The organism is Streptomyces griseorubiginosus (genome assembly GCF_036345115.1).
Lineage (GTDB): Bacteria > Actinomycetota > Actinomycetes > Streptomycetales > Streptomycetaceae > Streptomyces > Streptomyces griseorubiginosus_C.
On record NZ_CP107766.1, the window covers coordinates 6,315,432 to 6,341,881 of the forward strand.

Below are 26,450 nucleotides of genomic sequence, written 5' to 3' on the forward strand. Positions count from 1 at the left end.
TGGGCAAGCGACAGCCCGAAGGCCCGCCGCCCGCACCGGCGGTGCAGCGCATCCGACTGCGCTACACCAAGCGCGGCCGCCTCCGGTTCACCAGCCACCGTGACTTCCAGCGCGCCTTCGAGCGTGCGTTGCGCCGCGCCGAGGTGCCCATGGCGTACTCGGCGGGGTTCACGCCGCATCCGAAGGTGTCGTACGCCAATGCCGCACCCACCGGCACGGGCAGTGAGGCGGAGTACCTGGAGATCGCGCTCACCCAGGCCCGCGACCCGGAGAAGCTCCGGCTCCTCCTCGACGAGTCGCTGCCCACCGGGCTCGACGTCGTCGACGCGGTCGAGGCCAGGACCTCGGGACTCGCCGACCGGCTCACCGCTTCCGTCTGGGAGCTCAGGCTGGACGGAGTGGAGCCCGCCGAGGCCGAGCGCGCGGTCGCCGCGTTCAACGCCGCCGAGGCGGTCGAGGTCCAGCGCACCACCAAGAACGGCCTCCGGACCTTCGACGCCCGCCCCGCCGTCGTACAACTCGAGACGCACAGTGGACCCTCCGACGCAAGCGTCGGCTCCACCGGAGCGGCTGACGCCGCGCCCCTTGCTGGGCCGACGGACCAGCCCTGTGCGATACTGCGGCTGGTTGTTCGGCACGTGACGCCTGCCGTACGACCCGACGACGTCCTGTCCGGTCTCCGCGCCGTGGCCGACCTGGCGCCGCCGGTCCCCGCAGCGGTGACCAGGCTGGCGCAGGGGCTGCTCGATGAAGAGACCGGCACGGTGACCGACCCGCTCGCGCCCGACCGCGAGGCAGTCGAGGCCCACTCAACGGCCGAACCGACCGCCACCGCGAAGGCGTCGGCGTAAGGAAGGTCCCGCGAAGGACCGGCGTCGTAGCGCCGCCCTCGTACTCGGGAGCCACCTGGGTCGGGCAGCGCACCCACACAGAAGACTTTCGCCAGGCCGTACCCAACAGGGCGTACGGAACCGGCGAGACAGGACACAGAGAGCTCCCGAGCGGCGCCCGCGCCCCGGACGGCGGCACCGCGCATCGCGCGAGCCGCGGACGTCACCGGCATCCCGCCGGACCAGGCGCGGCGCCCGGGAGCCTGACGGGAGACAAGCCCGCATGCTCGAGCCGACCGAACCCATCGAGGGTTCCGAACAGAACACCCCCAGCGACACCCTGCCGCCGCGTCGTCGGCGCCGTGCCGCGTCCCGGCCGGCGGGTCCGCCGACCGATGCCGCCTCGTCGGGCGAGGAGGTCGTCGCTCCGGCCATACCGGCCGCGGAGGCCGAGGACCTCGTCACGGACGAGGAGGAGAAGCTCGACGAGAACGTCGAGAACGCCGAAAGCGCTGAGACCGGCGTGAGTGCCGGGGCCGAGGCGCCTGCCGAGGCCGCCGCGCCCGCCGCGCGCCCGCGTCGGCGTGCCACGCGTCGGGCCTCCGCGCCCGCCGGGGCGCCCGCGGCGGCGGAGGCCGCCGAGACCGTGGTGCCGGTGACCGCCGAGGCGCCCGCCGAAGCCGTGGCCGCCGAGAGCGCGCCCGCCGTCGGGACCAGCACCGAGGACGCCGCTCCGCCGCGTACGCGTCGGCGTGCGACCCGTCGTGTGTCGGCGCCTGCCGCGACCGCTGAGACCGAGGCCGCCGAGACCGTGGTGCCGGTGACCGCCGAGGCGCCCGCCGCGGCCGAGTCCGCCGATGAGACGCCCGCCGTGGAGACCGCCGCGCCTGCCGCCCGTACCCGGCGCCGGGCCACTCGGCGTGCCGCGGCGCCTGCCGGTGCCCCTGAGGCCGCCGAGACCGCTCCGGCCGCCGAGACCGCCGAGCCGGTGACCGCCGAGGCGCCCACCGCGCCCGCCGAAGGTGTCCGGACAGCCGACGAGGCCGACTCCGAGGACGCCGCCCCGCGTCGCCGTCGCCGTGCCACCCGCCGCGTGTCCACGCCGGCCGCCGACACCGCCGCGTCCGCCGAGAGCGCCGCCGCGGAGGCGCCCGCCGCCGAGGCCCCCGCTGCGAAGGCAGAGGCGAAGGCAGAGGCCCCCGCCGCGGAGCCCGCCCCCGCCGCGGAGCCCACCACCGCCGAGGCCCCCGTCGAGGACGCCTCCCCCCGCCGTGGCCGTCGTCGTGCCGTGCGGCAGGCCGCCGTCGGGTTCTCCGAGCCCGCCCGCCGGTCCGCCGGTGCCGACGACGAGGAGAACGGCTCGCGCCGCCCCGCGCGGCCCGCGGTCGCCGTGTTCCAGGCGCCCGTCTTCACCGAGCCGCAGTTCCAGACCCCGCAGCGGGCCGCCGCCGAGGCCGCCGCGGAGGCGGAGGCCGGGCAGAGCGAGCCGGTCGAGGCCGTCGTGACCGCCGAGCCGGCCGAGGAGATCGCCGAGGAGCAGACCGGGTCGCGGCGCCGCCGCCGGCGCCGGGGTGCCGCCGACGAGCCCGAGGCGCGGGAGACCGCCCCCGAGCCCGTCGTAGAGGACGAGGAGCCGGACGACGGCGCCGAGGACTCCGTCGACGAGGACGAGGCCGAGGAGACCGGGTCGCGGCGTCGCCGTCGGCGCGGTGGCCGTCGCCGTCGCCGGGGTGAGTCCGCCGAGGCGTCCGGTGACGAGGAGCCGGACGACTCCGACGAGGCCGCCGACCAGTCCGCCCAGGACGAGGACGGGGCCGAGCAGGACGACGAGGACGACGAGGACGCCCGTTCCGACGAGTCCGGTGGCTCCAGCTCCAGCAGCCGTCGCCGCCGTCGCCGCAGGCGTCGGGCCGGGGACTCCGCCGCCGACACCGAGCCCGGTGACGGCGACCCCGAGCGGACCGTCGTCAAGGTGCGCGAGCCGCGCGCGAAGGCCGAGCCGTCCGACGAGGTGCAGTCCATCAAGGGCTCGACCCGTCTGGAGGCCAAGAAGCAGCGCCGCCGTGAGGGCCGCGAGCAGGGGCGTCGCCGCGTCCCGATCATCACCGAGGCCGAGTTCCTCGCCCGCCGCGAGGCCGTCGAGCGTGTGATGGTCGTCCGGCAGAGCGGTGAGCGCACCCAGATCGGCGTGCTCGAGGACGGCGTGCTCGTCGAGCACTACGTCAACAAGGAGCAGGCCACCTCGTACGTCGGCAACGTCTACCTGGGCAAGGTCCAGAACGTGCTGCCGTCGATGGAGGCCGCCTTCATCGACATCGGCAAGGGCCGCAACGCGGTGCTCTACGCCGGTGAGGTCAACTTCGAGGCGCTCGGCATGGCCAACGGGCCGCGCCGCATCGAGTCCGCGCTCAAGTCCGGCCAGCCCGTGCTGGTCCAGGTGACGAAGGACCCGATCGGGCACAAGGGCGCGCGTCTGACCAGCCAGGTCTCCCTCCCGGGCCGCTACCTCGTGTACGTGCCCGAGGGCTCGATGACCGGCATCAGCCGCAAGCTGCCCGACACCGAGCGGGCGCGGCTGAAGACCATCCTCAAGAAGATCGTCCCCGAGGACGCGGGCGTCATCGTCCGCACCGCCGCCGAGGGCGCCTCCGAGGACGAGCTGCGCCGCGACGTCGAGCGGCTCCAGGCGCAGTGGGAGGACATCCAGAAGAAGGCCAAGAGCGGCAACGCGCCGACGCTGCTCTACGGCGAGCCGGACATGACCGTCCGGGTCGTCCGCGACATCTTCAACGAGGACTTCTCCAAGGTCGTCGTCAGCGGTCAGGAGGCCTGGGAGACCGTCCACGGATACGTCTCCCACGTCGCCCCCGACCTCGCCGAGCGGCTCCAGAAGTGGACCTCCGAGGTCGACGTCTTCGCCACGTACCGGATCGACGAGCAGCTCGCCAAGGCGCTGGACCGCAAGGTCTGGCTGCCCAGCGGCGGTTCGCTGGTGATCGACCGGACCGAGGCGATGGTCGTCGTCGACGTCAACACCGGCAAGTTCACCGGCCAGGGCGGCAACCTGGAGGAGACGGTCACCAGGAACAACCTGGAGGCGGCCGAGGAGATCGTGCGCCAGCTGCGGCTGCGCGACCTCGGCGGCATCATCGTGATCGACTTCATCGACATGGTCCTGGAGTCCAACCGGGACCTGGTGCTGCGGCGCCTCCTGGAGTGCCTGGGCCGGGACCGGACCAAGCACCAGGTCGCCGAGGTCACCTCGCTGGGCCTGGTCCAGATGACCCGCAAGCGGGTCGGCCAGGGGCTGCTGGAGTCCTTCTCCGAGACCTGCGTCCACTGCAACGGCCGCGGTGTCATCGTGCACATGGAGCAGCCGAGCTCCGCCGGTGGCGGCGGCAAGCGCAAGAAGCGCGGGCGCGGCGGCGACGGGCACGAGCACACCCACGAGGCCGTGGCCGCCGTAGAGGCTCCCGAGGCGCCCGAAGAGGTCGAGACCGAGGCCGAGCTCGCCGCCGAGGTGGCCGAGCCGATCTCGCTGGCCCCGGCCGAGTTCGAGCCCGACGAGGAGCTCTACAGCAGCATCGCCGAGGCGGAGGCGGCCGCCACGCGCGGGCGTGGCCGTCGCCGGGCGAGCCGCCGGGCGTCGGCTCCGGCCGGTGCGCCGCGGGGTGCCGGGTCGCGCAGGTCGGGTGGCTTCGAGGAGCCGGCCGTCGAGGAGGGCCCGGTCTCCGAGGGCGTCGAGGTGCCGACCGCTCAGGCGGTGCCCGCCGAGGTCGAGGCCGAGCGTCCCGTGCGGCCGGAGACGGCCGCCGAGGCGCAGGCCGAGCCGGTCGCCGCGGAGGACCCGGTGGTCGCCGCCGAGGCGCCGGTCACCGAGGAGGCCGCGCCCAAGGGCCGTACCCGTCGGCGCGCCACCCGCAAGGTGTCCGCGCCCGCCGGGTCGCCCGCGGGGGCGGAGGCCGCCGTGGTGACGGTCGCCGAGACCGCGCCGGTGGCCGAGGCACCCGCCGAGGAGCCCCCGGCGGCCGCTTCGGCCGAGCCCGAGGCCGCTGCCGAGAGCGCCGCCCCGGCCCGTCCGCGCCGCCGGGCCGTCCGCAAGGCCACCGCGCCCACCGCGTCCGAGGAGGCGGCCGTCGTGGTCGTGCCCTCGGCGGAGGCGCCGGCCGTGACGGAGGAGCCCGCTGCCGCGGAGTCCGCCGAGGAGGAGGCCGCTCCGGCCAAGAAGACGGCCCGCAAGACGGCCAAGAAGGCCACGGCGAAGAAGGCCGCGACCAAGAAGACCGTCGCCAAGAAGACGGCAGCGAAGAAGACCGTGGCCAAGAAGACGACCACGAAGAAGGCGGCGTCGAAGAAGACGGTGGCCGCCGAGCAGCAGTCGCCGGGCTCCGTCTCCACCCAGGCGGACGAGTCCTGACGGACGGTCACCGAATGAATTCGGCCGAACGGTGATCGAAATCCGCCCCTGGTTCGCCGGGGGCGGATTTCGTGATTCTGTGGGTATTGCGTCCGACGGAAAGTTGTCAACCGGTGATCGATCATGTGAATGGCCGGTGAATCCCCGGCCTGCCCCCAGGGTTATGATGTGAGCCGAGATTGACGCTTAATTTAGACAAATAGGGATTTTCGTGAAGGCTCTCGTGCTCTCCGGGGGAGCGGGCACCCGCCTCCGCCCGATCACCCACACCTCCGCCAAGCAGTTGGTGCCGGTCGCCAACAAGCCCGTGCTGTTCTACGGCCTGGAGGCGATCGCCGAGGCCGGGATCAGTGAGGTCGGGATCGTCGTCGGCGACACCGCGGACGAGATCCGTGAGGCGGTCGGCGACGGCTCCCAGTTCGGGATCAAGGTCACCTACATCCCGCAGGAAGCGCCGCTGGGCCTCGCCCACGCCGTGCTCATCGCGCAGGAGTTCCTCGGTGACGAGGACTTCGTCATGTACCTCGGCGACAACTTCATCGTCGGCGGTATCACCGGTCTGGTGGACGAGTTCCGCGCCGAGCGGCCCGACGCGCAGATCCTGCTGACCCGCGTCCCCAACCCCACCTCCTTCGGTGTCGCCGAGCTCGACGCCGGCGGCCGGGTGGTGGGCCTGGAGGAGAAGCCGAAGCAGCCCAAGAGCGACCTCGCCCTCGTCGGCGTCTACCTCTTCACGCCGGCCATACACGAGGCCGTCCGCTCCATCGAGCCGTCCTGGCGCGGCGAGCTGGAGATCACCCACGCGATCCAGTGGCTGATCGACCAGAAGCGTGACGTCCGTTCGACGACCATCTCCGGCTACTGGAAGGACACCGGCAACGTCACCGACATGCTGGAGGTCAACCGGTCGGTCCTGGAGACCGTCGAGCCGGTGGTCGAGGGCACGGTCGACGAGTCCAGCGAGATCATCGGCCGGGTGCGCGTCGAGGCGGGCGCCAGCGTCAGTGGCAGCCGCATCGTCGGTCCTGCCATCATCGGTGCCGGCACGGTGGTCAACGACGCCTACATCGGTCCGTTCACGTCCGTCTCCGAGGACTGCCGGATCGAGGACAGCGAAATCGAGTACTCCATCGTGCTGCGCGGCTCGTCCGTGACCGGCGTGCGCCGCGTGGAGGCCTCGCTCATCGGACGTGACGTAGAGGTCACGCCCGCGCCCCGTAACCCCAAGGCACACCGGCTCGTGCTCGGTGATCACAGCAAGGTGCAGATCTCTTCATGACCACTCGGATTCTGGTGACCGGCGGTGCCGGCTTCATCGGCTCGCACTACGTCCGTACCGTGCTCGGCCCCGAGGGCCCCGGTGACGTCTCGATCACCGTCCTGGACAAGCTGACCTACGCGGGCAACCCGGCCAACCTCGACGAGGTGCGCGAGCACCCGGGCTTCGCCTTCGTGCAGGGCGACATCTGCGACCCCGAGCTGGTCGGCAAGCTGATGGCCGAGCACGACCAGGTGGTGCACTTCGCCGCCGAGTCGCACGTGGACCGCTCCATCGACGGCGGCGCCGAGTTCGTGCGCACCAACGTGGTCGGCACCCACACCCTCATCGACGCGGCCCACCGCGCGGGCATCAAGACCTTCGTGCACATCTCCACCGACGAGGTCTACGGCTCGATCGACGAGGGCTCCTGGCCCGAGACGCACCCGCTGGAGCCCAACTCGCCGTACTCCTCGGCGAAGGCGTCCAGCGACCTGATCGCGCTGTCGTACCACCGCACCCACGGCCTCGACGTGCGCGTGACCCGCTGCTCCAACAACTACGGGCACCACCACTTCCCCGAGAAGGTCATCCCGCTCTTCGTGACCAACCTTCTCGACGGCAAGAAGGTCCCGCTGTACGGCGACGGCGGCAACGTCCGCGACTGGCTGCACATCGACGACCACGTCCAGGGCATCGAGCTGGTGCGCACCAAGGGCCGCGCCGGCGAGGTCTACAACATCGGCGGCGGCACCGAGCTCTCCAACAAGGAGCTCACCGGCCTGCTGCTGAAGGCCTGCGGCGCCGACTGGGAGACCAGCGTCGAGTACGTCGAGGACCGCAAGGGCCATGACCGCCGCTACTCCGTGGACTGCACGAAGATCCGCGAGGAGCTCGGCTACGAGCCGCGCAAGAGCTTCGAGCAGGGCCTCGCCGAGACCGTGCAGTGGTACCGCGACAACCGTGCCTGGTGGGAGCCGCTGAAGGAGCGGGCCGCGCTGTGACCGACAACCGCACCTGGCTGGTCACGGGCGCGGGCGGCATGCTGGGCCAGGACGTCCTGGCCCGGCTGGCCCAGTCGGGGGAGCGGTACGTCGCCCTCGACCGCAAGGCGCTGGACCTCACCGACGCCGACGCCGTGCGCGCGGCACTCGACGAGCACCGGCCCGCCGTCGTCGTCAACTGCGCGGCCTGGACCGCCGTCGACGACGCCGAGACCCGTGAGGCCGAGGCGCTCGCCATCAACGGCGACGGGCCCCGCAATCTCGCCGAGGCCTGCGCCCGCACCGGCGCCGTCCTGCTGCATGTCTCCACGGACTACGTCTTCGCCGGGGACGCCCAGGAGCCGTACGCCGAGGACGCGCCCACCGCGCCCCGCAGCGCCTACGGCCGCACCAAGCTGGCCGGCGAGAAGGCGGTCCTGGCGACCGAGCGCGGGTACGTCGTGCGCACCGCCTGGCTGTACGGCACCGGCGGCCCCAACTTCGTCAAGACGATGATCAAGCTGGAGGGCGTCAAGGACACCCTCGACGTCGTCGACGACCAGCGCGGCCAGCCCACCTGGAGCGCCGACCTCGCGGGCCTGCTGGTCGAGCTGGGCCTGGGCGCCCTCGCCGGCACCGCCCCGGCCGGCGTCTACCACGGCACCAACTCCGGCGAGACCACCTGGCACGGCTTCACCCAGGAGATCTTCCGGCTGCTGGGCACCGACCCGGACCGGGTCCGCCCCACCACCAGCGAGGCCTTCGTGCGCCCCGCGCCCCGCCCCGCCTACAGCGTCCTCGGTCACGGCCGGTTCGCCGAGGCCGGCATCGAGCCGCTGCGCGACTGGCGTACGGCCCTCACCGAGGCCTTCCCGGAGATCCACCGGGTCCATCTGAAGGAGAACACGGCGTGACGGTCAAGGTCAGCGTCGTCATCGCGGTCTACAACCCCGGCAAATACGTCGAGGACTGCATCACGGGCCTGCTCCGGCAGAGCCTGACCCCGGACGAGTTCGAGGTCTTCTTCGTCAACGACGGCTCCACCGACGAGACGCCGGCCCGCCTGGACCAGCTCGCCGCCGAGCACCCGCACTTCCACGTCATCCACCAGGAGTCCTCCGGCTGGTCGGGCAAGCCCCGCAACACCGGCATCGAGGCCGCCCAGGGCGAGTACGTCATGTTCGTCGACCACGACGACTGGCTCGGCGACGAGGCCCTCGAGCGGATGTACGACTACGGCAAGGCCAACGAGGCCGACGTGGTCGTGGGCAAGATGGCCGGCATCGGCCGCCCGGTCCCGCAGGAGCTGTTCCGGGTCAACCGGCCGCGCGCCACCGTGGAGAACGCGCCGCTGATCGACAGCCTCACCCCGCACAAGATGTTCCGGCGGGAGTTCCTCAACGAGCACAACATGCGCTTCAAGGAGGGCCGCCGCCGACTCGAGGACCACGTCTTCGTCGTCGAGGCCTACCTGCGCGCCAAGAGCGTCGCCGTCCTCGGCGACTACCTGTGCTACTACCACATCACCCGTGACGACGGCTCCAACGCCGGCTTCCAGCGCTTCGACCCGGTCGGCTACTTCGGCAACCTGCGCGAGGCCCTCGACGTCGTCGAGGAGCTGACCGAGCCGGGCGCGCTGCGCGACAAGCTGTTCAGCCGCTGGCTGCGCAACGAGATGGTCGAGCGGCTGCGCGGCCAGCGCCTCCTCAAGCTCCCCGAGGACTACGCCGAGGAGCTGTACACCGAGATCCACAAGGTGGTCACCGAGCGCTTCGGCCCCGGTGTCGTCGCCCGTCTCGGCCTCACCCAGAAGGTGGTCGCGGGGCTGGTCTTCGCCGACCGCTACCAGGACATCCGCACGCTCGCCGAGTGGGAGGCCGGGATCAAGCCCACCGGCGAGCTCACCTCGCTCAAGTGGCAGGACGGCACCCTGAAGGTCGGCTTCGACTCCGAACTCCAGATCGACGGCGAGCCGATGACCTTCCGCCGGGACGGCGAGCGCCGGCTGCTCGGTCTGCCGCTGTCCGACGAGGCGCTGAAGGCCCTCGACGACCAGGGCATCAAGCTGGACGCCCCGCTCGCCAAGAGCGACGTCGACCTCGTGGTCCGGCACCGCGAGGACGCCCGCCAGTTCTACCTGCCCGTCACGAGCGAGCTGCACGAGATCGAGGCCGGGGACGGTCTCTTCCGGCAGCGGATCTCCGCCCGCGCCGAGCTCGACCCCGAGACCGCGGCCTCCGGCGCCCCGCTCGACAAGGGCCTGTGGGACCTGCACCTCCGGATCAAGTCCTGCGGCTGGAGCAAGGAGACCCGGCTCGGCGCGGTGCGCGGCGAGGACGTGGAGGCCGGTCGCCTGGCCGCCCTCACCGGCGAGCCCAAGCGGCTCGTGCTGCCGTACTGGACCGAGGGTCCCGGCAACCTCTCGCTCGACGTGGACCAGCACACCAACAAGCTGGAGGGCGAGGCGGTCGCCTTCATGCCGCCCGCCGAGAGCGCGGTCGAGGGTTCCGCCGTACGGCTGCCCCTGCCGCTGCACATCGCCGCGACCGGCGGGGACACCGTCCAGCTGCGCTTCGAGCGCAAGAACGTCGGCAAGTACCCGGCCGACGCCACGCTGGACGGCCGTATCGCCACCGCCGAGCTGCCGCTGGAGAAGCTCACCGGGATGCGCTGGGCGGTGCGGGTCGGGGTGCCGTCCGCGGCCCGCGGGGAGCGCAAGTGGACGCGGCTGCCCGTCGACGTCGTGGTGGACGCCGACGGCGCCGCCAAGGTGATCGACCGGCACACCCCGTCCGCGAAGCCCGCCGCGAAGAAGGCCGCCGCCCCCACGAAGAAGGCACCGCGCCCCTTGTGGCGCCGGGCCGCCGGGCGCATCAAGCGCGCCCTGACCAACCAGAAGAAGGGCTGAGACCCGCGATGCGACCCCTTTCCATCTCCGGTGCCTGGGTGTTCGAGCCGAAGGTCTTCCCCGACGGCCGCGGCAGCTTCCACGAGTGGTTCAAGGCCCCCGTGTTCGCGGAGGCGGCGGGTCACCCGCTGAGCCTGGCCCAGGCCAACATGTCGGTCTCCAGCCGGGGCACCCTGCGCGGCATCCACTTCGCCGACGTGCCGCCCGGGCAGGCCAAGTACGTCAAGTGCGTGCGCGGCGCGGTCCTCGACGTGATCGTGGACATCCGGGTGGGCTCGCCCACCTTCGGCCAGTGGGAGATCGTCCGCCTGGACGACCAGGACCACCACGCCGTGTACCTCTCCGAGGGACTCGGCCACGGGTTCATGGCGCTCACCGACGACGCCACCGTGGTCTACCTGTGCTCCGAGGGGTACGCGCCGCAGCGCGAGCACGGCGTCCACCCGCTCGACCCGGAGATCGGCATCGAGTGGCCCGAGGGGATCACCCCGCTGCTGTCCGCCAAGGACGAGCAGGCGCCGACCCTGGCCGAGGCGCGTGAGCAGGGGCTGCTGCCCTCCTACGAGGAGTGCGTGGCGTACCGGCAGGGCCTCGGCAGCTGAGCGGGAGCGGGGCCCGGTTTGACCCGTTCGGCCGCGGCCCCGTAACCTAGACCGTCGGCGTGTCCACTGGTGACACGCCACATCCCCGTAAACCTCTTCCTCTCGGGCCGTTCTTCCGGCCGGGAGAGGCCGTTCGCTCTGCCGGGCGGCTGGACTGCGGGGGTGCCGTTCCCGAGCGAGAGAGTGAGATCCGCGTGTACGCCATCGTGCGCAGCGGTGGTCGCCAGCACAAGGTTGCTGTCGGCGACATCGTTGAGGTTGACAAGATTTCCACTGCCAAGGTTGGCGACACGGTCGAGCTCTCGACCCTGCTCGTTGTCGACGGCGACGCTGTGACCAGCGACCCGTGGGTCCTGGCCGGCATCAAGGTCCAGGCCGAGGTCGTGGACCACCACAAGGGCGTCAAGATCGACATCCTTCGCTACAAGAACAAGACCGGCTACCGCCGTCGTCAGGGCCACCGCCAGCAGTACACGGCGATCAAGGTCACTGAGATCCCCGCGGCTGCGAAGTAAGGGACTGAGGAGAGATGGCACACAAGAAGGGCGCATCGTCCACCCGTAACGGTCGTGACTCCAACGCTCAGCGCCTCGGCGTGAAGCGCTTCGGTGGTCAGGTCGTCAACGCGGGCGAGATCCTGGTCCGCCAGCGCGGCACCCACTTCCACCCGGGTGCGGGCGTCGGCCGCGGCGGCGACGACACGCTGTTCGCGCTGAACGCCGGTGCGGTGCAGTTCGGCACCCACCGTGGCCGCAAGGTCGTGAACATCGTTCCGGTCGCCTGAGCTCGGGCTCAGACCGAACTTTTCGCGAGGCGGACCTCACTTCCCTGGTGGGAAGGCGGGTCCGCCTTTCGCGTGTTACGCCAGTAGTACCCATACGCTTTTGGAGGCACTGACCATGACCACCTTCGTGGACCGCGTCGAACTGCATGTCGCCGCGGGTAACGGAGGTCACGGCTGTGCCTCCGTCCACCGTGAGAAGTTCAAGCCGCTCGGCGGACCCGACGGCGGGAACGGCGGCCGGGGCGGCGATGTGATCCTCACCGTCGACCAGTCCGTCACCACGCTGCTCGAGTACCACCACTCCCCGCACCGCAAGGCCACCAACGGCAAGCCCGGCGAGGGCGGCAACCGGTCCGGCAAGGACGGCCAGGACCTGGTCCTGCCGGTGCCGGACGGCACCGTCGTCCTGGACCGCCAGGGCAACGTCCTCGCCGACCTCGTCGGCCACGGCACCTCCTACGTCGCCGCCCAGGGCGGCCGCGGCGGCCTCGGCAACGCGGCGCTGGCCTCCGCCCGCCGCAAGGCCCCCGGCTTCGCGCTGCTTGGCGTCCCCGGCGACCTCCAGGACATCGTCCTGGAGCTCAAGACCGTCGCCGACGTGGCGCTGGTCGGCTACCCGAGCGCCGGCAAGTCCTCGCTGATCTCGGTGCTCAGCGCGGCCAAGCCGAAGATCGCCGACTACCCCTTCACCACGCTGGTCCCGAACCTGGGCGTGGTCACCGCCGGCGAGACCGTCTACACCATCGCCGACGTGCCGGGCCTGATCCCGGGCGCCAGCCAGGGCAAGGGCCTGGGCCTGGAGTTCCTGCGGCACGTGGAGCGGTGCAGTGTCCTCGTGCACGTCCTGGACACCGCCACGCTGGAGTCCGAGCGCGACCCGGTCTCCGACCTCGACATCATCGAGGCGGAGCTCAGGGAGTACGGCGGCCTCGACAACCGCCCCCGCATCGTCGTCCTGAACAAGATCGACGTACCGGACGGCAAGGACCTCGCCGACATGGTCCGGCCTGACCTGGAGGCGCGCGGCTACCGCGTCTTCGAGGTGTCCGCGGTCGCCCACATGGGGCTGAAGGAGCTGTCCTTCGCGCTGGCCGACCTGGTCGGCCGGGCGCGGGCCGCGAGGCCCAAGGAGGAGGCGACCCGCATCGTCATCCGGCCCAAGGCCGTGGACGACGCCGGCTTCACCGTGGTCCGCGAGGAGGACGGCCTCTTCCGGGTGCGCGGCGAGAAGCCGGAGCGCTGGGTGCGTCAGACCGACTTCAACAACGACGAGGCCGTCGGCTACCTCGCCGACCGCCTCAACCGCCTCGGTGTCGAGGAGGAGTTGATGAAGGCGGGCGCCCGTTCGGGTGACGGCGTCGCCATCGGCCCCGAGGACAACGCGGTCGTCTTCGACTGGGAGCCGACCGTCATGGCCGGCGCCGAGATGCTCGGCCGGCGTGGCGAGGACCACCGCTTCGAGGCACCCCGGCCCGCCGCGCAGCGCCGCCGCGACAAGCAGGCCGAACGGGACGAGGCCAGCCAGGAGTTCGACGACTTCGAGCCCTTCTGAGCCGACCGGCGGGCGTCCCGTAGCTCCGGGTGAACGCCGGGCGCCGTCCCGATGTGGCGCAGGACAACCAACCGCCCTTGCTGTGAGTCGTACCGGGCACATCTGTACGACCGTCACAGAAGGGATGCGGCATGCGCGTTCAACGAAGAGGGTGGCGTACGGCGCTTGCCGTGGCCCTGGCGCTCGGCGGTGTGGTCGCTCTGCCCGCGGTCGCGGGGGCCGCGCCGCACGAGGTACGGGACGACTTCAACGGGGACGGCTACGCCGACCTCGCGGTGGCCGCGCCCGACGGGACGGTGGGCGGCAGGGCGAAGGCCGGGTTCGTCGGCGTCCTGTACGGCTCGGCGAGCGGTCTGAAGGCGTCCACGAAGCGGGTGTTCAGCCAGAACACGGCAGGCGTGCCCGGTGGTTCCGAGGCGGGCGACCGCTTCGGCAGCGCGCTCACCACCGCCGACCTGGACCGGGACGGGTACACCGACCTGATCGTGGGGGTGGGCGGTGAGGACGGCGGCTCCGGGCGGGTGCAGGTCCTGTGGGGCGGCGCCCGCGGTCTGTCCGGCGGAGCGACCCTGGCCTCCGGCGCGGCCGGCGACCGGCTGGGCTCCGCGGGACACCTCGCGGCGGGTGACGTCGACGGGGACGGCGCGACCGATCTGCTGACCGCCGTGGACCGCTACGGCCTGGTGGCGACCGGCGGCCCCTTCAGCCGCTCCGGCGCGGCCGGCGGGGAACGCCAGGTGGTGAAGGACCGGTACCCCAGCCGGGTCCTCGACCTCGACGTCGGCGACCTCAACGGCGACGGGATCACCGACGTCGTGGCCGCCCAGACCGGCGAGACCTTCGACTCCCGGCGGATCGCGTACTGGTGGGGCACCAAGGACGGCCTCACGCCCTGGACCCTGGTCTGGGACATCGACGGCGCCACGCTCCAGGGCGGCGAGAACCTCGCCGTCGGGGACGTGAACCGGGACGGCTACGCCGACATCGTGGTGGGCCGGGCCGTCGACGGCTACGCGAGCGACTACGACGCCTACCGGGCCAAGGGCGGCCGGGTCACCTGGATACCCGGCACCTCGGGCGCCCCTGACGGAGTGAAGGAGCAGGCCGTCAACCAGGACAGCCCCGGGGTGCCCGGCACCGCCGAGAAGGGCGACCGCTTCGGCACCGACGTGCAGCTCGCGGACGTCAACGGGGACGGGTACCTCGACGTGGTCACCGGGGTGCCGGGCGAGGACCTGGGCACGCCCACGGATCCGGACGCCTGGCGCGACGCCGGCTCCGTCGTGGTGCTGGCCGGCCGGGCCGACGGGCTGACCGGGGCCGGCTCCCACCAGGTGGTCACGCAGAACAGCCCGGGGGTGCCCGGGGCCGCCGAGAACGGCGACGCCTTCGGCGGGGCGGTCCATGTGGGTGACGCGAACGGCGACGGGCTGGCCGACGTGGTGGCCGGCGCGCCCGGTGAGAACGCGGGCGCCGGGTCGGTGTGGTCCTTCCGTTCCGCGGGGGAGCACGTCGTCTCGCCCGGCGGAGTGCCGATTCCGGCCACCGTTCTGGGGCCGAACGGCACGCTCACGTTCGGCCACTCACTCCTCGGCACGACCGCGGCGAAGGCCCGTCTGGGCTCGGGCTTCGCCAACTAGAAACCAAAAGATCGTCAGTCGGCGGTGTCCTGAAGGCCGTTGCGCCGGAGTCATGTTCATCATGTGATTTCCGAGTCGCAACGGCTCTTCTGTTGTCTACCTATTTGTCATGCACGCGAACACCCTGGTTCAACGCACGGATCACCCCGAAGCGTGAGCTTCCAGGGTGTCCAAAAGGTCAGCGACGCAAGGGAGTTCGCCCGTGCAAGGAGCAGCATCACCCAACCGACGCCGCTTTCTGACCGCCTCCGCCGCTTTGCTCGGCGCAGCCGCCTCCGCGCAGCTGTGGCTGCCGAGCACCGCCCGAGCTGCGGACACTCCGCTGCCGGACGGAGTGTTCAGCCTCGGCGTGGCCTCCGGCGACCCGCTGCCGGACGGCATCGTGCTGTGGACGCGGCTCGCACCGGACCCGCTCAACGGCGGAGGCATGCCCGACAGAGTGGTCTCCGTCGACTGGCAGCTCGCCGAGGACGAGAACTTCACCAAGGCCCTCGTCCAGGGCACCGCCCAGGCCCTGCCCGAATACGGGCACAGTGTCCACGTAGACGTACGGGGCCTGCGTGCGGGCCGCACCTACTGGTACCGCTTCCGCGCCGACGGCCAGCTCTCCCGCACCGGCCGCACCCGCACCGCCCCCGCCAAGCACTCCACCCAGGGTTCCCTGCGGGTGGCGCTCGCCTCCTGCCAGAACTGGCAGAACGGCTACTTCACGCCGTACGCCGACATGCTGGACCAGGACCCCGACGTCGTGCTGTTCGTCGGCGACTACATCTACGAGTCGGCACCGTCGTCCGCGGGCCCGCGTCGGCACGAGGGCGCGGGGGAGCCGTACACCCTCGTGCAGTACCGCAACCGGTACGCCCAGTACCGCACCGACCCGGACCTCGCCGAGGTGCACGCGAACGCGCCCTGGGTGGTCACCTTCGACGACCACGAGGTCGACAACGACTGGGCGGGCGAGATCCCGCAGGACCCCGACAAGCAGCCGCACGACGCGTTCGTGGCCCGGATGACGGCGGCCTTCCAGGCGTACTACGAGCACATGCCGGTGCGCGCCACGGCCGTCCCGAACGGACCGCACATCCAGATGTACCGGAACCTGGACTTCGGCCGCCTGATCCGGCTGAACGTGCTCGACACCCGGCAGTACCGCAGCGACCAGGTCACCAGCCAGGCCGCCGCCCAGGACCCGGCGCTCACCATGCTCGGCGCCGGGCAGAAGCAGTGGCTCCTGGACTCGCTCCAGGACTCACCGGCCCGCTGGAACCTGATCGCCTCGCAGATCATGATGGCCGAGACGGACATCCTGCCCGGCGAGGGCAAGCTCTGGTACTACGACGCCTGGGACGGCTACCAGGTGGAACGCAACGCCCTCCTGGAGGAGTTCCGGAACGTGAGCAACCCGGTCGTGCTCTCCGGCGACCGCCATCTGACGATGATCAGCGACCTCAAGGCGGACTACGCCGACCCGTCGTCCCAGGTCGTCGGCGCCGAGTTCGTCGGTACGTCCATCTCCAGCAACGGCGACCAGGACCAGGCCGCCTTCCACGCCCAGTGGGACCCGCTGAAGGCCGACAACCCGCACTGGAAGTTCATCGACGCCCACCGCGGCTACCACCTGTTCGACATCGACCGGTACGGCATCGACGCCCAGGTCCGGGTCGTGGACACGGTGGTCAGACCGCAGGCGACAGCGAGCACGATCGCCCAGCTGCGGGTGGACGACGGTGAGCCCGGAGTCCGGCTGGTGTGAGGACGCCTTTTGAGGGGAGCGTGGGCCTCGTCGCAGTCCCACGCCCCTCTTTCGTTCTCTTGCCCTCGCCGAGACCGAAAAGCTGCGGAATCTTCACAAGGAATTCCCTGGTAATGGGACACGGGGATGCGGGCCGTAAGTGATCCCGGTCTCCTCTGCGCCGTACCGAGGGCGCCTGCCCTGGACGTCATCCCCGTCACCGGCAGTGCAAGATGAATGACAGGTAGCGCGTACATATGCGGTGAACGGCGGTCACCTTGCACTGCGGTAACCGCAAGTGGGACCATTTCACCGTTCCCTGTCGCCCCGAGGTAGGTCTTCTGTGTCCCAGCACATCGCCAAGCCCCGTACCACCGCAGTGATCCTGGCCGGTGGTACCGGTCAGCGCGTGGGTCTCTCGATCCCCAAGCAGCTGCTGAAGATCGCCGGCAAGGCAGTCATCGAGCACACTCTGACCACCTTCGAGAAGGCCGACTCCATCGACGACATCATCGTCCTGATGGCGCCGGGCTATGTGCCCGACATAGAGAAGATCGTCGCCAAGGCCGGGTTCACCAAGGTCAAGAAGATCATCGAGGGTGGCGCCACCCGGAACGAGACCACCGAGCGTGCCATCGAGGCCCTCGGCGAGGGCCTGGCCGAGGGCGAGGACCTCAACGTCCTGTTCCACGACGCCGTACGCCCGCTGCTGTCCCGTCGCGTGATCGACGACTGCGTGACCGCCCTGGAGCGCTACCAGGCCGTCGACGTGGCGATCCCGTCCGCGGACACCATCATCGTCACGCGCACCCACGGCCAGGACGGCGAGTTCATCACCGAGATCCCCGACCGCTCCCGGCTGCGCCGCGGCCAGACCCCGCAGGCCTTCAAGCTGTCCACCATCAAGCGGGCCTACGAGGTCGCCGCCGGTGACCCCAACTTCCAGGCCACGGACGACTGTTCGGTCGTGCTCAAGTACCTGCCGGACGTGCCGATCCACGTCGTCGCGGGTGACGAGTACAACATGAAGGTCACCCAGCCCGTCGACGTCTTCATCGCCGACAAGCTCTTCCAGCTCGCCTCCACCGCGGCCCCCGAGCAGAACGGCGACGAGGCCTACCGCGAGCTGCTCACCGGCAAGACCTTCGTCGTCTTCGGCGGCTCCTACGGCATCGGCAAGGACATCGCCGAGCTCGCCGAGTCCTACGGCGCCAAGGTGTATGCGCTCGGCCGCTCCACCACCGGCACCCACGTGGAGAACCCGGAGGAGGTCGACGACGCGCTGTCCAAGGCGTACGGCGAGACCGGGCGCATCGACTACGTCGTCAACACCGCCGGAGTGCTGCGCATCGGCAAGCTCGCGGAGACCGACAACGCCACCATCGAGGAGGCGCTGAAGGTCAACTACCTGGCCCCGGTGCAGATCGCGCGGTCGAGCTACAAGTACCTCGCGGAGACCAAGGGCCAGCTGCTGCTGTACACCTCCAGCAGCTACACCCGCGGCCGCGCCGAGTACAGCCTGTACTCCTCCACCAAGGCCGCCATGGTCAACCTCACGCAGGCCCTGTCCGACGAATGGGCGGGTGACGGCATCCGGGTGAACTGCATCAACCCCGAGCGCACCGCCACGCCCATGCGTACCAAGGCCTTCGGCCAGGAGCCCGCGGGCAGCCTGCTCTCCTCCGAGGCGGTCGCCCGCACCTCGCTCGACGTGCTGCTCTCCGAGCTGACCGGCCATGTCATCGACGTCCGCCAGCAGGACCCGACGGCCTCCGCGGGCCAGGCGTCCGGCTTCGAGGCCGCGCTCGCCAGTGTCCTCGACCGCCAGGACGGCGTGGCATAATCAAGGCAAATAGACTCACGTAATTCAGGCCTCTGTGGCTGCCCGTTCATGGTGCATTCGCAGGGGCCTGAATCCGTAAACAACCGGCATCCCTCCCAGAGCAGGTTTTCAGTGATAAGCACCGCTATTCGCGTCGCCCGGGTGGGCAGCGCGGCCGAGCTGGCCGCGGCGGTCCTCATGCTGGCGGGATTCCCCGCCATAATGGTGGCCGCGCTCATCCCGAGCGTCCCCGCCTTCGCGGCCGCGACGGCCGTCACGTACCTTGCGGACCACTATCTGCACCGCCAGGGCAGTTATCTGATCAACCGCCTCAGCAAGGTGCGCGCCGGCCTCTCGATCCGCTTCCTGATCAGACAGCTCCTGCTGATCCTGCTGCTGGCCCGGCTCGACCTCTCGAACAACCTGATCTTCTACGGGGCCACCGCCTGCTTCATCGCGTTCTACGGCCTCCAGGCCCCGCACGGCGCACTGGTCACCCTGATCCGCAACCGCCGCCGGCTCCCGGTCGCCACCCGCAACGTCGACCTGGCCTCCCGCATCCGCATCCCGGACGCCCCGCGGTTCGGCCTGCTGAACCGGTCGGCCGAGAAGATGCTGCACCTCGACCTCGCGGCCGTGGTCGGCATACTCGTCGCCGCCCAGCTGGACTCCGCGACGCCCGGCTTCATCGGCATCGGCGTGACCATAGGGCTCGGCTCCCTGTACGTCGTCGCGCTGATGCCGTACGTGCGCGGCAAGAAGGTCCCGCCGAACGCCGACAAGGTGCTCGCCAAGGTCGACGAATGGCTGCGCGACTACCAGCCGGAGACCGTGCTGTACTTCTCCGGCTCCAAGGACTCCGCCTACCAGGTCAACATGTGGCTGGAGACCATGGAGCAGCTGGACTCCCGGCCGCTGATCATCCTGCGTGAGCGCGTCATCCTGCAGAACCTCGCGCCCACCACGGTCCCCGTCATCTGCGTGCCCGGAGGGGTGCACCTGATGAACATGGACCTGTCCTCGGTGCGGGTCGCGCTGTACGCGGCCAACGTCGGCAAGAACATCCACCTGCTGCGCGTGCCCACCATGAAGCACGTCTTCATCGGCCACGGCGACAGCGACAAGCTGGCGAGCGTCAACCCGTTCAGCAAGGCCTACGACGAGGTGTGGACCGCCGGCCGGGCCGGCCGCGACCGCTACGCCATCGCCGACGTCGGCGTCCGCGACGAGGACATCGTCGAGGTGGGCCGCCCGCAGCTCGCGCCGATCCAGGACTGGCAGGGCGTGCCGGAGGGCCGTATGCCCACCGTGCTGTACGCGCCCACCTGGGAGGGCTGGGACGGCGACCCGGGCAACACCTCGCTGATGCTGGCCGGCGAGAACATCGTGAACAAGCTGCTCAAGGCCGACCCGCCGGTCCGGGTCCTCTACAAGCCGCACCCCTTCACCGGCACCGTCCTCGCCAAGGCGGGTGCCGCGCACCAGAAGGTCACCGAGCTGATCGAGAAGGCGTCGGCCGAGCGCGCCGCCGACCCCCGTTTCCAGGCCGACGCGGCCGCGGTGGCCGCGGCCAAGGCCGAGCTCGCCCGGATCGAGGCCCGGCTCACGGTCCTCGTCGGCAGCGGAGGCGACAAGGGCGACGAGGCCGAGGCCACCCGTGACGGTGTGGTCGACGTGGCCAAGTACGAGGAGATCGCCCGCCTGCGCGGCGAGTGGAACGACGCGTACTGGCGCTCCTTCCCGGTGTGGGAGCACAAGGTCATCACCGGCGCCGAGCCCCGGCTGTACGACTGCTTCAACGTCTCCGACGCGATGGTCTCCGACATCTCCAGCGTGGTCTCCGACTTCATCGCGAGCGGCAAGCCGTACGCGGTCACGGACTCCGCCGGGCTGGGCGTGGAGGAGTTCAAGCGGCAGAACACCGCGGTGCGGGCCGCCACCATCCTGTCCAACAAGGCGACCGAGCTGGGCGAGCTGCTGGACGCGGTCCGCGACCCGGCGGGCGACCCGCTGGCCGAGGACCGGGTGGAGCTCAGGCAGTACCTGCTCGGGCCCGACGAGCCCACGTCCATCGAGCAGTTCAACACCGCCGTGGCGAACCTCGCGATCAAGGCCGAGGCGCGCAATGTCGGCCAGGAGTCACGGGCGGCGGCCTCGGCCGCGGAGGCCACGACCAAGGCCTGACCTGCTCTTCGCAAAGAAAGGGCCCGGTTTTCGGGGGTGATCCCCGAAAACCGGGCCCTTCTGCGTATCTCCTGGTGCCGCACGAAACCCACCGCTACTGGGGGAGACATGACCTTTGCCCAGCCTGACGTGACCGTGGTCATAGGGGCGTACGAAGCGATGCCCTACCTCGTCGACTGCCTGGCGTCCGTCGAGGCGCAGACCCTCGACCACGCCCGCATCGAGGTCATCGCGGTCGACGACGGCTCGACCGACGGCACCGGGGAGTACCTGGAGGAGTTCGCCGCGCGCAGCTCCCTGGACGTCATGGTGGTCCGGCAGGACAACTCCGGCGGCCCCGGCGGCCCCCGCAACGTCGGTCTGGGCAAGGCCGGCGGGCGCTATGTCTTCTTCCTGGACGCCGACGACCGGCTCGGCCCCGAGGCCCTTCAGCGGATGGTCGCGATGGCCGACCGGGCCGGCACGGACGTCGTCCTCGGCCGGGTCGAGGGAGTCAACCGCAAGCCGCCGACCTCGATGTGGGGCCAGACCCTGGAGCGCACCGACGTCTTCTCCTCCAACATCAAGTTCACGCTGAGCGCGCAGAAGCTGTTCCGCCGCGCCTTCCTCGAACGGCACAGCATGCGCTTCGACGAGTCCCTGTGGACCGGCGAGGACGCCCTGTTCACCATGGAGGCCTATCTGCGGGCCGACGGCGTCTCCGTGATCGCCGACCACACCTGCTACTACCTGGTGGGCCGCGAGGACGGCAAACACGTCACGAAGACCGGCAGCCACACCCTGCGCTTCGACTCCGCGCGCGCCCTGATGACCCTGATCGCCGACCTGGTCCCGGCCGGCGCGAGCCGTGACGCGCTGATGGTCCGCCCCTTCCTCGTCACCCTGCTCCCGCAGTTCGGCCCGAAGTTCCTGAAGGACAGCGAGGCGGTACGCCGGGAGAAGCTGGAGCTGGCGAAGCCGCTGATGGACGCCTACTGGACGGGCGAGGTGGCCCACCGCCTCCGCGTCCACGAACGCCTGCGGCTCCAGCTGGTCGCGTCGGGCCGCCCCGATCTCCTCCTGGAGGTCCTGGAGTTCATGCGGACGAAGAAGACACCGGAGGCGGTGCTGGAGAAGCGCGGCAGGCGGGTGTACTTCGCGTACCCGCACTTCCGGGACCGCACGAAGGGCCTCCCGGACTCCCTCTACCTGGCCGAGCCGAGGGAGGCCCGCGAGGTCACGGGCTACCGGGAGGTCGGGGTCGACCAGTTGCTGCGCCGGGCGGTCCGCAAGGCACGCCGGGTCCTCATCCCAGCAGCGTGAGCTTCCCGGAGGCCGACACGGTCTCCTCCTCCCGCCGCTGCCCCGGCAGCCTCCGCCTGCGCGCCGCCGCCGAGAGGGCCTGTACGGCCATGTCGAACCGTTCCTGCGAGGACGGCTCGTCGGGGCCGAGCAGCCGCCGCTTCAACGCGGCCCGCGCCGAGCGGAGTTCGTCCCGCTCCGGGTGCCGTACGGCATCCAGCAGCGCCGGCACTCCCGCCGCGTCCGGCGTCAGCACCGTCGCCGCCCCCGCCGTGGGGAACGCGGCACGGAACTCGGCCTCGCCCAGCCCGCTGGTGTTCGCCACCGCGTACGGCTTCCCGCTCGCCAGGAAGTCGCTGACCACGCTCGACACATCGCTGATGAGAAGGTCGGCCCGGTTGAAGCAGGCGTACAGCGTCGGCCGGGCGTCGGTGACGACCTGGTGCTCCCACTCGGGCAGCGAGGCCCAGTAGGCCCGCTCCCAGGCCTCGGTGGCCCGGGTCACCGCCTCCGCGCGGCCCCGCTCCGGCGTGGACTGGAGCAGCATCCGCTCGACCGAGTCCGCGGCGGGCCGGAAGTCCGAGGTGGTGAGCCGGTCCAGCTCCCGTGTCCGGCGGGCGAGTTCACCGTCGTCGACGGGGCGCTGCCCCGCCCGCTCCCGGTTCGCGGCCCGGACCAGCTCACGGATCCGCCGGTCCGCGGCACCCGCCCGCGCGTCCACCGACCCGGTCAGCGGATGCGGCTTGTACAGCAGCCGGACCCCGGGATCCGCCAGCAGCGCCCGCACCAGGTTCTCCCCGGCTTCGACGACCGAGGTGTTGCCGGGGTTGCCGTCCCAGCCCTCCCAGGTGGGCGCGTACAGGACCGTGACCCGACCGGTGGGCGGTCCCGCGTACGGCCGTACGGCGTCCAGCTGCGGGCGGCCGATCTCCACCACGTCCTTGTCCTCGACGCCGACCTGGGCCGCCGCGTACCGCTCCCGGGCCGCGGGGCCGGCCACCCACACCTCGTCGTAGGCCTTCGCGTACGGGTTGCAGGAGGACAGCTTGTCGCTCTCGCCGTGGTTGACGAAGGTGTGCTTGATCGTCGGGATGCGCAGCACCTGGGAGGTCTTGCCGGAGTTCGACGGGTGGATCAGGACCTGGAGCGTGGACTGCTCCAGGCGCAGCAGCGTGGAGACCTTCGGGAGGCAGACGATCGGCACGTCGGTCGCGGCGATCTTCTGCATCATGAACCGCTCGCGCAGGATGATCACCGGCTTCCCGTCGAGCTTCGCGAGCGGCTCCAGCCACATGTCGGCCTGGTAGGCGGAGGAGACCCCGCCGGAGAAGTACAGGCCCACGGTCGGCCGGTACTCGGCCAGCCAGGCGTCGAACCAGTCCAGCACCTCCTGCTCGCCGGCCGGCCGACGGCTCGGCAGCAGTCGTACGAGAAGGTCGTACAGGCCCATGAGGGCGAGCCCCAGGGACATCGCGATGCCGAAGGCCGCGCAGCGGGGTTCACCGGTGGCCGCGGTGACCAGCAGGCCCGCGGTGGCGGGCAGGCCGTGCACCAGGAGGCGGGGGCCTGGGCGGCGCAGCAGGGCGGGCGGGGCCGGGGCGAGCCGGAGCGCTGAGGCGTCGATGTTGCGGGTGAGCACCGGGAGGGTGCGGGTGCGGCGGACCAGGACGGAGGCCGCCTGGACCGCGCAGTGCAGCGCGTAGAAGGCGAGCAGACCGGCCACCAGAACGGTGTACGCCGTCTCCTCGGCCTCCGGGGTCAGCCGCAGCAGGCCGACGACCAGCAGCAGGTCCCGCAGGACGTGCCGCACGGTGATGTCCGCGTGCGACTTGGCGAACAGCGAGACCATGCCGCGCTGCCAGCGGTGCAGGACGCCCTCGACGGCCAGGGACGCGGCGGTCGCGGCGAGCAGCAGCGGGACGTGCGGACGCAGGGCGGCGACGACCTGGGCGACGACGGCGGCTGCCAGGACGGCGGCGACCAGGACTCTCGTCATGGTCTGCCGGCCCGGCAGCCGCACCGCGGAGCGCAGGCGGGACAGGGGTTTTCGCACGGGGGTCACTCCAGGGTCGTCGCGAGACGGACGCCTTGGTTAACGCGAGTCGACCTCCGGACGACACGCGCGTGTACCTGTGCGGGCGGGGCGGGGAGGTGCTAAAGGATCGGCTGCGCGGTCGCTTCCGCGATCGGCGTGACGAGGTCCTCTGCCCGTTCCGCCAGGGCCTTGTCGGCCAGGTTGTTCACGGCCGTGTTGAAGCGCTCCATGGAGGTCGGTCGGTCCGGGCCGAGCACGTACTCCTTGAGGACGCGGCGCTCGGGGGCCATCGGGTCGTGCACGGGCTCGCGCACCGAGCGCAGGATCTCCGGCAGCCGGGTGCAGGCCCGGTCGAGCAGATACGCGCCGCCCGCGGTGGTGTAGGCGGCCCGGAACTCCGCGTCGGGCAGGTCCTGGGCGTTGGTCAGGACGTACGGCTTGAGGCTGGCCACGAAGTCCGCGACCACCGAGGAGACGTCGCTGATGAGGAGGTCGGCCTGGTTGAAGCACTCGTAGAGGGTGGGGAGCTGTTCGAGGATCACGTGGTGCCGGGCGCCGGAGCGGCTCGCCCAGAAGAGCCGGTGCCACTCGGCGTGCAGCTCCTGCCACTGCGCCGCCCCGTCCGGGCCGGGTGTGCGCGCGTCCCTCAACTGCTGGGCGTCGTCGCCCTCGTGACGCCCGGACAGCTCGTCGAGGCGGGCCCGGATCTCCTGGAGCCGCGGTCTCGCGTCGTCCGCCGTGTGCCGGTCCTCGTCGGCGCGCAGCAGCTCCCGGATGGTCCGGTCCGCGGCGGCCGCCTCGGCCGAGCGCTTGCCGGTGAGGGGGTGCGGCTTGTAGATGATCCGGACGTTCTCCGCGAGGAGCCTCTCGATCAGGGGTACGCCCATGGGGATCAGGGAGGTGTGGCAGTCGTCGTCGCTCCAGCCCTCCCAGGTGGGCGCGTACAGGACGACGGGCACCGGACCCGGCACGTGGTCGGCGTGCAGCCGGACCGGGGCCAGCTGCGGGCGGCCCACCTCGACGATGGCCCCGTCGCAGATGGCGTGCCGCACCCGCCGGTAGCGGTCCCGTCCGGCCCGTCCGGCCACCCAGATCTCGTCGTACACCTTGCTGACGCGGTTGCTGCTGGCGAGCTTGTCGCTGTCGCCGTGGCCGATGAAGACGTGCTTGGCCTCGGCGATCCGCAGCATGTGGACGTTCTTGCCGGCGTTGCCGGGGTAGAGCACGACCCGCACCCCGGACAGCTCCAGCTCGGCCAGGTCGTCCGCCTTGGGCACGCAGACCACCGGGATCCGGGTGCGGCCGAGGAAGCGGAAGGAGGCCCGCTCACGCAGCACGATCACCGGGCGCCGGTCGAGCTGTTCCAGCGTCTCGATCCACATGTTGACCTGGTACATGAAGTCCCGGGACACCGCGGCGAAGCTGAAGTACAGGGCCACCTCGGGCCGGTAGCCGGCGAGTTGGCGGTTGACCTCGCCGATCACCGCGTCCCGGCCGGGCATGGCGCGGACCGAGCGGAACTGACCCAGCAGCGCCGCGAGGGCGGCCAGGGCGGCGCCGATCGTCAGCGCGTAGCCGGCGTAGGCGAAATACCAGGTGCCGCTCGCCAGCGCGATGATCAATCCGATGTGGGCGGGCAGGTCGAGGTGCAGCAGCTTGCGCAGGAAACGCCGGTAGAGATAGGCGGGCGGGGGTTCGGGGACGTCGATCCCGCTCATGTCGAGATTGCGCACGATCACCGGGAGGACGCGGCGCCTGCGGATTGCGTGATGCAGTGCCGAATACATCATCACGAGCAGGAAATGGGCGCTGAGGACGGCGAGTCCGGTGACCAGCACCGCGTCCGGCGCGTCCGTCCGGTCCGCCAGCGCGAGCAGCATCACCGTCCGCACGGCGAACCGCATGGTGCGGCTGAGCTGCAGTGTCGCCAGGCGGCGGACGAATCCCGGGGCCCTCGCGTGCAGTGCCTCGTCGGTCGCGTAGGTCGCCGCCCAGGCCACCGTGAAGCCCCACAGCGACGGCAGCAGCGCCAGGACGGGGAGTGCCGCGAAACCGGCGGCGAAAAGGATCACCAGGAGAAGTTCGGTCTTCCCGCGAACACGCAGGACGGCGCACAGCCGACGGATCGTCATGGGCAGGGCTTTCTCGAGCTACGGCAATGACCTTGATGTCGGCCAGTTCGACACGAGGAGGAGGTGAATGGTTGTGCACCCGGAAGTCGGAAAGAATTCACTTCCGATTAACAGGAAGGTGTAATTCCACTTTTTCGGGGGCGGGAACCGGAATGGCCCCGCCAGGCGTCCGGTACCGGGTCCGGGGACCGGGGTCGTACCGGGTCCGGGGTCTGGACGGACGCGCGTCACCGCGTCCCCTTCGCGTACATTGCGGGCGAGTACCCGAAGTGGCGCGAGGGGACAGGACA

General features: G+C 71.1%; 17 protein-coding genes. 15 read left to right on the forward strand and 2 right to left on the reverse strand.

The genetic code is table 11. The features are described 5' to 3' along the window. Positions 1-41 precede the first annotated feature (41 nt). From OHN19_RS28620 to OHN19_RS28690, 15 genes are all read left to right on the forward strand, one after another. Positions 42-851 carry a TIGR03936 family radical SAM-associated protein gene (locus tag OHN19_RS28620; RefSeq protein ID WP_330266955.1) on the forward strand — a complete coding sequence of 270 codons (810 nt, stop codon included), beginning with the start codon at positions 42-44 and terminating at the stop codon, positions 849-851. 262 nt (positions 852-1,113) lie between these two features. After that, positions 1,114-5,247, forward strand: a complete 4,134-nt coding sequence (locus OHN19_RS28625; RefSeq protein ID WP_330266956.1) for an Rne/Rng family ribonuclease — start codon at positions 1,114-1,116, stop codon at positions 5,245-5,247. 211 nt (positions 5,248-5,458) lie between these two features. Beyond that, complete coding sequence (locus tag OHN19_RS28630; RefSeq protein ID WP_330266957.1) at positions 5,459-6,526, forward strand: glucose-1-phosphate thymidylyltransferase; 1,068 nt, start codon at positions 5,459-5,461, stop codon at positions 6,524-6,526. Further along, a complete protein-coding gene (rfbB, locus tag OHN19_RS28635; protein ID WP_330266958.1) occupies positions 6,523-7,509 on the forward strand; it encodes a dTDP-glucose 4,6-dehydratase in 987 nt (328 codons plus the stop codon). The genes OHN19_RS28630 and rfbB overlap by 4 nt, the downstream gene beginning before the upstream one ends. After that, the gene (gene rfbD / locus OHN19_RS28640; protein WP_330266959.1) at positions 7,506-8,402 is read left to right on the forward strand and encodes a dTDP-4-dehydrorhamnose reductase; all 897 of its coding nucleotides are present in this window, start codon (positions 7,506-7,508) and stop codon (positions 8,400-8,402) included. The genes rfbB and rfbD overlap by 4 nt, the downstream gene beginning before the upstream one ends. Next, positions 8,399-10,396, forward strand: a complete 1,998-nt coding sequence (locus OHN19_RS28645) for a glycosyltransferase family 2 protein (protein ID WP_330266960.1) — start codon at positions 8,399-8,401, stop codon at positions 10,394-10,396. Before rfbD ends, OHN19_RS28645 begins: the two co-directional genes overlap by 4 nt. Before the next feature lie 8 nt (positions 10,397-10,404). Continuing rightward, entirely contained in the window at positions 10,405-10,998 is a 594-nt protein-coding gene (gene rfbC, locus OHN19_RS28650; protein ID WP_330266961.1) for a dTDP-4-dehydrorhamnose 3,5-epimerase, read from the forward strand. 194 nt (positions 10,999-11,192) lie between these two features. Further along, positions 11,193-11,513, forward strand: a complete 321-nt coding sequence (gene rplU, locus OHN19_RS28655; RefSeq protein WP_007381993.1) for a 50S ribosomal protein L21 — start codon at positions 11,193-11,195, stop codon at positions 11,511-11,513. A 14-nt stretch (positions 11,514-11,527) separates the two neighbouring features. Then, a complete protein-coding gene (rpmA, locus tag OHN19_RS28660; protein WP_030961848.1) occupies positions 11,528-11,782 on the forward strand; it encodes a 50S ribosomal protein L27 in 255 nt (84 codons plus the stop codon). A 115-nt stretch (positions 11,783-11,897) separates the two neighbouring features. Then, positions 11,898-13,334, forward strand: a complete 1,437-nt coding sequence (obgE, locus tag OHN19_RS28665) for a GTPase ObgE (RefSeq protein ID WP_330266962.1) — start codon at positions 11,898-11,900, stop codon at positions 13,332-13,334. Positions 13,335-13,465: 131 nt separating this feature from the next. Then, positions 13,466-14,974 (forward strand): FG-GAP and VCBS repeat-containing protein, encoded by a 1,509-nt coding sequence (locus OHN19_RS28670; protein WP_330266963.1) that lies wholly within the window; start codon positions 13,466-13,468, stop codon positions 14,972-14,974. A gap of 202 nt (positions 14,975-15,176) precedes the next feature. Further along, positions 15,177-16,727, forward strand: coding sequence for an alkaline phosphatase D family protein (locus OHN19_RS28675; protein WP_330266964.1), 1,551 nt, complete (start codon positions 15,177-15,179; stop codon positions 16,725-16,727). 322 nt (positions 16,728-17,049) lie between these two features. Beyond that, positions 17,050-18,549: a D-ribitol-5-phosphate cytidylyltransferase gene (locus OHN19_RS28680; RefSeq protein ID WP_123760695.1), complete on the forward strand. Its 1,500-nt coding sequence runs from the start codon at positions 17,050-17,052 to the stop codon at positions 18,547-18,549. Positions 18,550-18,660: 111 nt separating this feature from the next. Continuing rightward, positions 18,661-20,712 carry a hypothetical protein gene (locus OHN19_RS28685; RefSeq protein WP_330266965.1) on the forward strand — a complete coding sequence of 684 codons (2,052 nt, stop codon included), beginning with the start codon at positions 18,661-18,663 and terminating at the stop codon, positions 20,710-20,712. Between the two features lie 108 nt (positions 20,713-20,820). Then, positions 20,821-22,014: a glycosyltransferase family 2 protein gene (locus OHN19_RS28690; protein WP_330266966.1), complete on the forward strand. Its 1,194-nt coding sequence runs from the start codon at positions 20,821-20,823 to the stop codon at positions 22,012-22,014. On the opposite strand, the gene OHN19_RS28695 is transcribed toward OHN19_RS28690, so the two are convergent. Both OHN19_RS28695 and OHN19_RS28700 read right to left on the reverse strand, forming a co-directional pair. Continuing rightward, on the reverse strand, positions 21,998-23,989 hold the full coding sequence (locus tag OHN19_RS28695; RefSeq protein WP_330269730.1) for a hypothetical protein: 1,992 nt from the start codon (positions 23,987-23,989) through the stop codon (positions 21,998-22,000). The two genes, OHN19_RS28690 and OHN19_RS28695, sit on opposite strands and share 17 nt — an antisense overlap. A 158-nt stretch (positions 23,990-24,147) precedes the next feature. Further along, complete coding sequence (locus tag OHN19_RS28700; RefSeq protein ID WP_330266967.1) at positions 24,148-26,160, reverse strand: hypothetical protein; 2,013 nt, start codon at positions 26,158-26,160, stop codon at positions 24,148-24,150. Positions 26,161-26,450: the final 290 nt, after the last annotated feature.